The sequence below is a fragment of the Actinoallomurus purpureus genome (assembly GCF_024055795.1).
GTDB classification, from domain to species: Bacteria; Actinomycetota; Actinomycetes; order Streptosporangiales; family Streptosporangiaceae; genus Actinoallomurus; species Actinoallomurus purpureus.
Genome location: NZ_JAMXMY010000018.1, coordinates 212,549 through 221,073, shown reverse-complemented (window position 1 = coordinate 221,073; position 8,525 = coordinate 212,549). Strand labels below are relative to the sequence as shown.

Here is an 8,525-nt window from a genome sequence, read left to right as displayed (position 1 = left end):
AACTCTCCGTTAAGGCCAAACGACAACCCACCCAAAGGCAGGCCGCCAAACCCTTACGAAACAAATCCCGGCAAGAATCATACTTGCCAAAGAAATCCAAACCAATCAACCAACCCGAAGGCCAGCCGATCGGACAAGGACCAAAAGGCACTGGCTTTTAGCACACTGTTGAGTTCTCAAGAAACGGACACACACCGTCAGGACCCTGTTTCCAGTTCCCGTCTGGGGCATTTCCTCTATCTTACCGATCCGTTTCCCTTTGTCGAATCGACCGACTCGGGAAACATCTCAGCCCGCCCAGTATTCAGTGACTGAAGTCTAGGACTTCCGAAACTATACAGGGAGGTTCCCGGCGACCGAGCCACCGAATGGTGTCTCGTACTCGAACCGGGCCGGTGTATCCATAGTACCTCGCGCCGAACCGTGGTTCGTCACGACGTCCCGTGCCTACGTTGAGGATCTCTCCGCACTCGTCGGCGCTCACGCCCTAGCGATCAGGGCGTGCGTTGTTATTGTGCCACCTTCGCGCACCTTCTGCGGCACGAAATCGATCCAGCGGGAGGTGGACGGGTCGGCGTCCGACGTCCAGCGCGGAGGTCGCGACCACCTCACCAGCTGCCGCACCCACGCCCTGACCTGCGGCTTGGACGACGGCGCCCCGCCGAGTCGCTCGGCGACCTCTCCATCCGCCGCGTCGAGATACTCGGCAGAGAGTTGGTGGCCACCACCGATGTCAGCACCGGCTCGGCCCGCCGCCAGTCCCTCCTGGCGGATCTCGCGCTCGGGTAGAGGGAGGCGCCGACCGGTGCGCTCGAACTCGAAGCCGCCTGCCGCCTGCGACCTGCCGCCTGCGGCCTGCGACCTGCTCGGCCGCGACGGCCAGCGGCGGCGTTGCACGCCGTACTCACCCACCCGCCTCACCGACCCGCGCCGCACCGGCCGGCGTGTGTGGAACCGCCGGCTCGAGGACGACCCCCCGATCGACGTCGACGACGTCGCACTCGACCATGTCGCCAAGACGCGCTGGACTCCGGCGCAAGGGATGGTCCAACGACGTCGTCCGTGTCTGACCGGAGGCTCAAGGCATCCGTCACCGTCCAGGCCGACCCCGACGACTCCCGCGAAAGCGTGGAGCCCGCCCCCATCCAACCCACGGAGCGACATCGGACTCGGCGTCAAAGGGCCTCGGCGGCTTCGTCCGAAACAGAGCCGCCGAGAGGGAGGGCCACATAACTCAGGCGTCCCGACCATCGCTCCGCTTTACGGTCGCTACATGACGGGCCAGCACCGCCTTCACCGTGCCGGTTCCGCGTTCGCGTACGAGGTCATCGGTGATCTTCTGCAAGTTTGGTATTTCTCCTGCGGGAGGCGAGCTATTGAATGCTACATTGATGGATGGCGATTCTGGAACTAAGAGGAGAGATCGTATGGCTGAGCAGATGATTAAGCGCCTCATCGACGACCTGGACGGTGAGGAAGCCGCTGCTACGGTGCCGTTCAGCATCGATGGGACCGATTACGTAATCGACCTGAGCGCTGAGAACGCGGGGCTGCTCCGCGAGAGACTGGCCCCGTTCATTGAGCATGCACGGCGAGCCGGCGGGGTGCGGCGCGCACAGGCGCGATCCACCGGTGGACGACTGCGATCGGCGGAGATCCGGGCCTGGGCGAGGACCCAGGGAATCAAGGTGAACGAGCGCGGCCGGATACCGGCAACGGTCGTTGAAGAGTACGAGCGGTCCCACTGATCAGCTGGCAATGAGCACGATGTTCGCCATCGACCCGATCGACGCGCAAAAGCGCGTCAATACTGGTGCTCGATGATGGATGGTCCGGAACTGATACGTCGTTTTCGCCGCTGATGGGGCTACCAGTCCGTACAGTCCCCCCGCGGCGTCCAGGTGGCCGCGATGGCGACGAAGTCGTCGTCTCGCTGCTGCTCCCACCTCGGCGTAGGTGGGCTGGTCGTCGGTGGAGTAGGTGCGTCGTGCGCTGTCTGACGGGCGCGGCCGCTGCCGCTGCCGCCGCGCTCGTCGGGCGAGGGGAACGAGCAGCGCCCGGCAGCGTTCGCGGAGCATGGACGGCGAGGTCTCCTCTATGTCCAGGTCTGTGGCCGGCCGACCGGGCGCTTCCATGGATTCGTCTCGTACGACACAGGTGAACCGGGTAACGCTGTTCGACGGGCTCCCAGGACCTCGTTGAGCAAGGTCGGCCCGTCGGCCGCCGACTGCGGAAGTGAGCTGTCTCGTCGGCGAAGATGCCTTTCGGATTCTCGAGCACCCGTCGGGATTGTGCAGATCGCGCCGTTTCTGGATCATGGTCTGCCATGTCCAGAAAGATCATTGAGGCGACGCCGTCGTCTGGCCGGCGGCGATGGCTTCGTCCGTTGCAGTCGATGGCGGTGGTGGCGGTAGGAGCGGCCGTAGCGCTCGGACTCGGGGCGACGGAGGCCGGCGCGGCGCCGGCGAGCCAGGTCAAGGCCCGGGGAATCAAGTACAAGTTCCAGAACTGGGACCAGGACGGTTCCAAGCGGGACAACCCAGTTTCGATCATCTTCGTCAGCAAGAAATCGGACCTGGTCGATCGGGTCTATGCGCAGGTCAAGAAGGTCGGCCTGACCAAGAGTGGCTCGAAGATGACACTCAAGGGGGTTGGCGGAAGCCGTCCTGGTGTGAATCCGACGGATCCATGGACGTCGAAGTCGGCCGGGCGCAAGGGTGCCTTCGGGTGCTGGGGGCACTGTAGTGCGGGGACCGACATCCATCTTCGTACCTATGGACCTGACGGGAGTCGCGGCACCCAGGTGTATCAGGGCGGCTACGGGTTCAGGCCGTACTACCTGATCGCCACCGTCCACTTCGACGTGGACGAGAACACCTCGCGTGAAAAGTTCGGCTGGCAGGACCGCGCCCGCGAACTGCTGGTCAAGAAGCTCGTCTCCCGGGGCGACTGGCGGGTGCTGTCCACGGTGACGGTGAAGAACGCCTGCAGCGGCTGGAGCGACGGCCACCACTGGTGCAAGCACGACGGAAAAGCGCAGATCATCAGCATCGACGGTTAACGCCGGTCGGCCCGATCTCGGCCCTCTGCCACACGCCGCACGGGACGGGACGCCGCGGGCGGGGCCGGCCCGCGTGGACCTGGCCGTGCCTCGGCGCCGCGGCGTCCTGCCGGCCGGGTTCGCCTTCCACCAGCGGCGGATCGCCGGACGTCCAGGTCGGCCGGTGAGGGCCGACCTGGACGTCATGCTCAGACGAGGTCGAACCGGTCGAGGTTCATCACCTTGTCCCACGCCGCGACGAAGTCGTTCACGAACTTCTCCTTCGCGTCATCGCTCGCGTAGACCTCCGCGAGCGCGCGCAGTTCGGAGTTCGACCCGAAGACGAGGTCGGCACGGCTGCCGGTCCACTTGACCTCGCCCGTGACGGCGTCGCGACCCTCGAACGTGTTCGCGTCCTCCGACGTCGCCTTCCACGTCGTACCCAGGTCGAGCAGGTTGACGAAGAAGTCGTTGGTCAGAGACCCGGGGGTCGTGGTGAGGACGCCGAGCGGGGGCTGCCCGTGGCTCGCGCCCAGGACGCGGAGGCCACCGACGAGGGCCGTCATCTCGGGGGCACTCAGGGTCAGCAGGTTCGCCCGGTCGATGAGCAGGTACTCGGCCGGGAGCCGGTGGCCCTTCCCGAGGTAGTTGCGGAACCCGTCGGCGGTCGGCTCGAGCGCGGCGAACGACTCCACGTCCGTCTGCTCCTGCGACGCGTCCACGCGGCCCGGCGTGAAGGGGACCTCGACGTCGAAGCCGGCGTCCTTGGCGGCCTGTTCGACGGCAGCACCACCGGCGAGCACGATCAGGTCGGCGAGCGAGACCTGCTTGCCGCCCGTCTGGGCGGCGTTGAAGACCTCCTGGGTCCTCTCCAGGGTGCGCAGCACCGTCGCCAGCTCGTCGGGGTCGTTGGCCTCCCACCCGCTCTGCGGCTGGAGGCGGATACGCGCACCGTTGGCGCCGCCGCGCTTGTCGCTGTCGCGGAAGGACGAGGCCGACGCCCACGCGGTGGACACGAGCTGGGGCACCGTCAGGCCGGAGGCGAGAATCTGTGCCTTGAGGGTGGCGATGTCCTCAGCGTCGACGAGCTCGTGCGTCACCGCGGGGAGCGGGTCCTGCCACAGCAGCGACTCGGCCGGGACCTCCGGGCCGAGGTAGCGCACGATCGGCCCCATGTCGCGGTGGGTCAGCTTGTACCACGCCCGGGCGAAGGCGTCCGCGAGCTCGTCGGGGTTCTCGAGGAAGCGCCGTGAGATCTGCTCGTACACCGGGTCGACCCGGAGCGCGAGGTCGGTCGTCAGCATCGTCGGGGCGTGGCTCTTCGACGGGTCGTGGGCGTCGGGGACGGTACCCGCTCCGGCGCCGTCCTTCGCCGTCCACTGGTTCGCACCGGCGGGGCTCTCGGTCAGCTCCCACTCGTAGCCGAACAGGGTCTCGAAGAAGGTGTTGTCCCACGTCACCGGGGTGGGCGTCCACGTGACCTCGAGCCCGCTGGTGATCGTGTCGCCGCCCTTGCCGGTGCCGTAGGTGTTCTTCCAGCCGAGGCCCTGCTCCTCGATCGAGGCGGCCTCGGGGTCGTCGCCGACGTGGTCCGCCGGGCCCGCACCGTGAGTCTTGCCGAAGGTGTGACCGCCCGCGATCAGGGCGACCGTCTCCTCGTCGTTCATCGCCATTCGGCGGAACGTCTCCCGGATGTCGCGGGCCGCGGCGAGCGGGTCCGGGTTGCCGTTCGGGCCCTCCGGGTTGACGTAGATCAGGCCCATCTGGACCGCACCGAGGGGGTTCTCGAGCTCCCGGTCGCCGGTGTAGCGCTCGTCGTCGAGCCAGGTGGTCTCGGGACCCCAGTAGACGTCCTCCTCGGGCTCCCAGACGTCCTCACGACCACCGCCGAAGCCGAAGGGCTTGAAGCCCATCGACTCCAGGGCGACGTTGCCGGCGAGGATCATGAGGTCGGCCCACGAGATCTTCTGACCGTACTTCTTCTTGACCGGCCACAGCAGGCGGCGCGCCTTGTCGAGGTTCGCGTTGTCCGGCCAGCTGTTGAGGGGGGCGAAGCGCTGCTGGCCGGCTCCGGCACCGCCGCGGCCGTCGCTGATCCGGTAGGTGCCCGCGCTGTGCCACGCCATCCGGATGATGAGCGGGCCATAGTGACCGAAGTCGGCCGGCCACCAGTCCTGCGAGGTCGTCAGCACCTCGGCGATGTCCTGCTTCACGGCCGCGAGGTCGAGGCTCTTGAACGCCTCGGCGTAGTCGAACTCCTCGCCGAGGGGGTTGGCCACGGCGGGGTTCTTGGCGAGGATCTTCAGGTTGAGTCGCTCCGGCCACCACTGGCGGTTTCCACCGCCCTGAGTCGGATGCAGGGCGCGCCCGTGCGCGACCGGGCAGCCACCTCCGCCCTCCGTCTTCGTCTCTGTGATGATCGCGTCATGGTTCTCAGTCATGGGAATCCTTCCGGACTAGGCGGATCACGTGCTCAGGAACTGCGGGCGGTGGAACAGCCGGGGCACAGGCCCCAGTAGATGACCTCGGCCTCGTCGATCGAGAAGCCGTGGTCGTCGGACGCGGTCAGGCAGGGCGCCTCGCCGACCGCGCAGTCGACGTCAGCGACGTCACCGCACGACCGGCACACGACGTGGTGATGGTTGTCCCCGACGCGTCCCTCGAACCGGGCCGGGCTGCCCGGCGGCTCGATGCGGCGTACGAGTCCCGCAGCGGTGAGCGCGTGGAGGGCCTCATACACGGCTTGAAGGGAGATATGGCCTACACGATCGCGCACCCCGGAGGCGATCGCCTCGACGCCGAGGTGGTCACCGTCCCGGACGGTATCGAGCAGTGCGACGCGGGCGGCCGTCACCCGCAGGCCGGCACCGCGCAACTCCTCGGCGGGGGTCGAAGGCTGGGATGCGGTCATACCGCCCAACCTACCTTCACAAACGCGAATAATTCAAGATATTGAATGATTCGTCCGAATTGTCGCCGCGCTCGTGCTCTACCTGGGGAACCCAGCGGTCATCGCCGGTGACCGCTCCCCACGCGATGCACCAGGCCCTGTTCGCCCGAGCCCCCGCCGACCCGCCGTCACCCCGGCATGACCTCCGCCGAACCAGAGCTACCGGTCGCGTCGTCGCTGGGGGTCGCGTTCGCGTCGGATCAGCTCTTGTGCTTCGAGGTCGCCGATGGCCTTGGCAATGGATGCCGGGCTGACCTGCAGTCTTTCGACGACTGCCGCAGAAGATGCCCTGCGGCGTCACGGTCTGGGGCAACGCCGGCGCTGGTCGTACGCCATGGGCAGCCGTGACGGCAAGCACATGGTCGCCAGTGAGGTCAACGGCGACCGGCCTGGGCGTGTTCGCGGACGTTCTCTCGGCGGAGTTCTGCGCCCTGGTCCACGACGACAAGTTCCCCGCCGCCCTCGCCTCCGTGACCGGGCGGGACGGGCGTATCCGCAAATACACCGCCGGTGTCGGCGACCTGACGACCAAGACGAAGGTGCCGGTCGACGGGCAGGTCCGCATCGGCAGCAACACCAAGACCTTCACCGCCGTCACCGTCCTGCAACTGGTCGGCGAAGGCAAGATCGACCTGGACAAGCCGATCGAGACGTACCTGCCCGACCTCATCCGCGGCGACGGCATCGACGGCCGCCACATCACCGTCCGGCAACTGCTCCAGCACACCAGCGGCCTGCCCAACTACACCGTCATGTTCAAGAACGGCGTCCTGCCCTACCAGCACACCTACTTCGAACCCCGCGAACTCCTCGACCTGGCGCTCAAGCAGAAAGCCGACTTCGCCCCCGGCACCAAGTGGGGGTACAGCAACACCAACTACATCGTCGCCGGGCTGCTCATCGAGAAGGTCACCGGCCGCCCACTGAACGAGGAGATCACCCACCGGGTGATCCACCGCATCGGACTCCGGCACACCTACTTCCCCAACGTCGGCGACCAGACCATCCGCGAACCCCACCCCCACGGGTACGCCCATGACGATCCCAAGGCGCCGCTGACCGACGTCACCGAGATGGACCCGTCCCAGGGCTGGGCCGCCGGACAGATAATCTCCACCCCGAGCGACATCAACCACTTCTTCTCAGCGCTCCTCGCCGGCAAACTGCTCCCCCCGGCGCAGCTCAAGGAGATGCGCACCACCGTCCCCGCGCCTGAGCTGGGCTCCGGGGTCAGGTACGGACTCGGCCTCTCCAGCACCCCCCTCAGCTGCGGCGGCCTCGCCTGGGGCCACGGCGGCGACTTCCCCGGCTACCACACCACCAACGCCGCCACCGAAAACGGCCGCGCTGCCACCATCGCGGTCACCCAACTCCCGAGCAGCCTGACCCAGATCAACCACCTCACCGCAGACCTCGACACCGCCCTCTGCCAATAACCCCGGACCCCTTCCTCGCGGCGGTGGCGGCCATCCCCATGGCCACCACCGCCGTATGTACGCCGCCCCGCGGGCGTACGATTGCTGCCCATCTCGAACCTCTTGGCCGCCTCGGGATGAGTTTCCGCTCCGGCAAGGGTCAGATCAGATGACACGACACCTCATCATGATGATCAAGGAGTGGTCCGATGCGGAAAATCACCGCCGGTCTGTTCATCTCGCTCGACGGCGTCGTCGAGGACCCGCAGGATTGGCACTTCCCGTACTTCAACGATGAAATGGGCGCGGCCGTCACCGCCCAGCTGGGTGCCGCCGACACGCTGTTGCTCGGCCGCAGAACGTACGACAGCTTCGCCGGTGCGTGGCCGGACCGCGAGGCCGCGGGCGGTCAGGACGCCGCCATGGCCAAGGCGCTCGGCGATGCGCGCAAGATCGTGGTCTCGAACCAGGATCTCCGGTTCACCTGGCGCAACTCCGAGCAGCTGCGGGGTGACCTCGCCGAGGCCGTCACCGCGCTGAAGAACGAGCCGGGCACGACGGATATCGCGATGAGCGGATCCGTGTCCATCGTTCGTCAGCTGCTGACCGCCGGTCTCCTCGACGAACTGCACCTGCTGGTCCACCCGATCGCCGTCCGCAAGGGCATGCGCCTGTTCGACGAGGGCGAACCGGTCCCGCTGCGGCTCGTCTCCTCCCAGGCTTTCACCACCGGCGTTCTGCACCTCATCTACGCCCCGGCCGAATCGACTCCCACGGGCGCGTACGACGACGCCAAGGCGCACCTGTCCCAACCTGAGAACAGCTGACAGAAGAGGCCTCCGGCGCGCCGGACCGCCGACGGCTGGACGGCCGTGCCGGTCCCCGTCCTGGGCATGGCATCCGTCACCGGGCTGGCGGCAATCCCCGGCGGTGGGATGTGGGCGGTGGGTACGTTCGGGGACGAGACCGTCATGCGGCCGTACATCGCCCACGCCGAGCGGTAACACGTCTCCCGGCCGCGTCACCGTGGCGGTCAGGTACGGCGGGAGGGCCCCTCGTCGCATCTGGCCGCAGCCTCCAGGTGCCGGCCGCAGCCACCCGCCGCAACCACCAATCCAAT

Annotated in this window: 8 protein-coding genes and 1 pseudogene; 5 read left to right on the top strand and 4 right to left on the bottom strand. The window is 67.3% G+C overall.

Translation table 11 applies throughout. The features are described from left to right. On the top strand, positions 1 to 315 hold a 315-nt coding region (locus NE236_RS29920), incomplete at its 5' end, for a hypothetical protein (RefSeq protein WP_252845526.1). Between the two features lie 165 nt (positions 316 to 480). On the opposite strand, the gene NE236_RS29915 is transcribed toward NE236_RS29920, so the two are convergent. Then, entirely contained in the window at positions 481 to 912 is a 432-nt protein-coding gene (locus NE236_RS29915) for a hypothetical protein (RefSeq protein WP_252845525.1), read from the bottom strand. 515 nt (positions 913 to 1,427) lie between these two features. Here NE236_RS29915 and NE236_RS29910 point away from each other — a divergent pair. Further along, positions 1,428 to 1,748, top strand: a complete 321-nt coding sequence (locus tag NE236_RS29910; RefSeq protein WP_252845524.1) for a histone-like nucleoid-structuring protein Lsr2 — start codon at positions 1,428 to 1,430, stop codon at positions 1,746 to 1,748. Positions 1,749 to 2,326: 578 nt separating this feature from the next. Further along, positions 2,327 to 3,061 (top strand): hypothetical protein, encoded by a 735-nt coding sequence (locus NE236_RS29905; RefSeq protein WP_252845523.1) that lies wholly within the window; start codon positions 2,327 to 2,329, stop codon positions 3,059 to 3,061. A 188-nt stretch (positions 3,062 to 3,249) separates the two neighbouring features. On the opposite strand, the gene katG is transcribed toward NE236_RS29905, so the two are convergent. The 3 genes and pseudogenes from katG to NE236_RS29890 form a co-directional block, all read right to left on the bottom strand. Then, the gene (gene katG, locus NE236_RS29900; RefSeq protein ID WP_252845522.1) at positions 3,250 to 5,481 is read right to left on the bottom strand and encodes a catalase/peroxidase HPI; all 2,232 of its coding nucleotides are present in this window, start codon (positions 5,479 to 5,481) and stop codon (positions 3,250 to 3,252) included. 32 nt (positions 5,482 to 5,513) lie between these two features. Beyond that, a complete protein-coding gene (locus NE236_RS29895) occupies positions 5,514 to 5,951 on the bottom strand; it encodes a Fur family transcriptional regulator (protein ID WP_252845521.1) in 438 nt (145 codons plus the stop codon). 201 nt (positions 5,952 to 6,152) lie between these two features. Further along, positions 6,153 to 6,263, bottom strand: a pseudogene (locus NE236_RS29890) (MarR family transcriptional regulator); the annotation flags it as partial. 95 nt (positions 6,264 to 6,358) lie between these two features. Between NE236_RS29890 and NE236_RS29885 the strand changes: the two are divergent. Together NE236_RS29885 and NE236_RS29880 are read left to right on the top strand one after the other, a co-directional pair. Beyond that, positions 6,359 to 7,426, top strand: a complete 1,068-nt coding sequence (locus NE236_RS29885) for a serine hydrolase domain-containing protein (protein WP_252845520.1) — start codon at positions 6,359 to 6,361, stop codon at positions 7,424 to 7,426. Between the two features lie 188 nt (positions 7,427 to 7,614). After that, positions 7,615 to 8,232, top strand: coding sequence for a dihydrofolate reductase family protein (locus tag NE236_RS29880; protein WP_252845519.1), 618 nt, complete (start codon positions 7,615 to 7,617; stop codon positions 8,230 to 8,232). Positions 8,233 to 8,525: the final 293 nt, after the last annotated feature.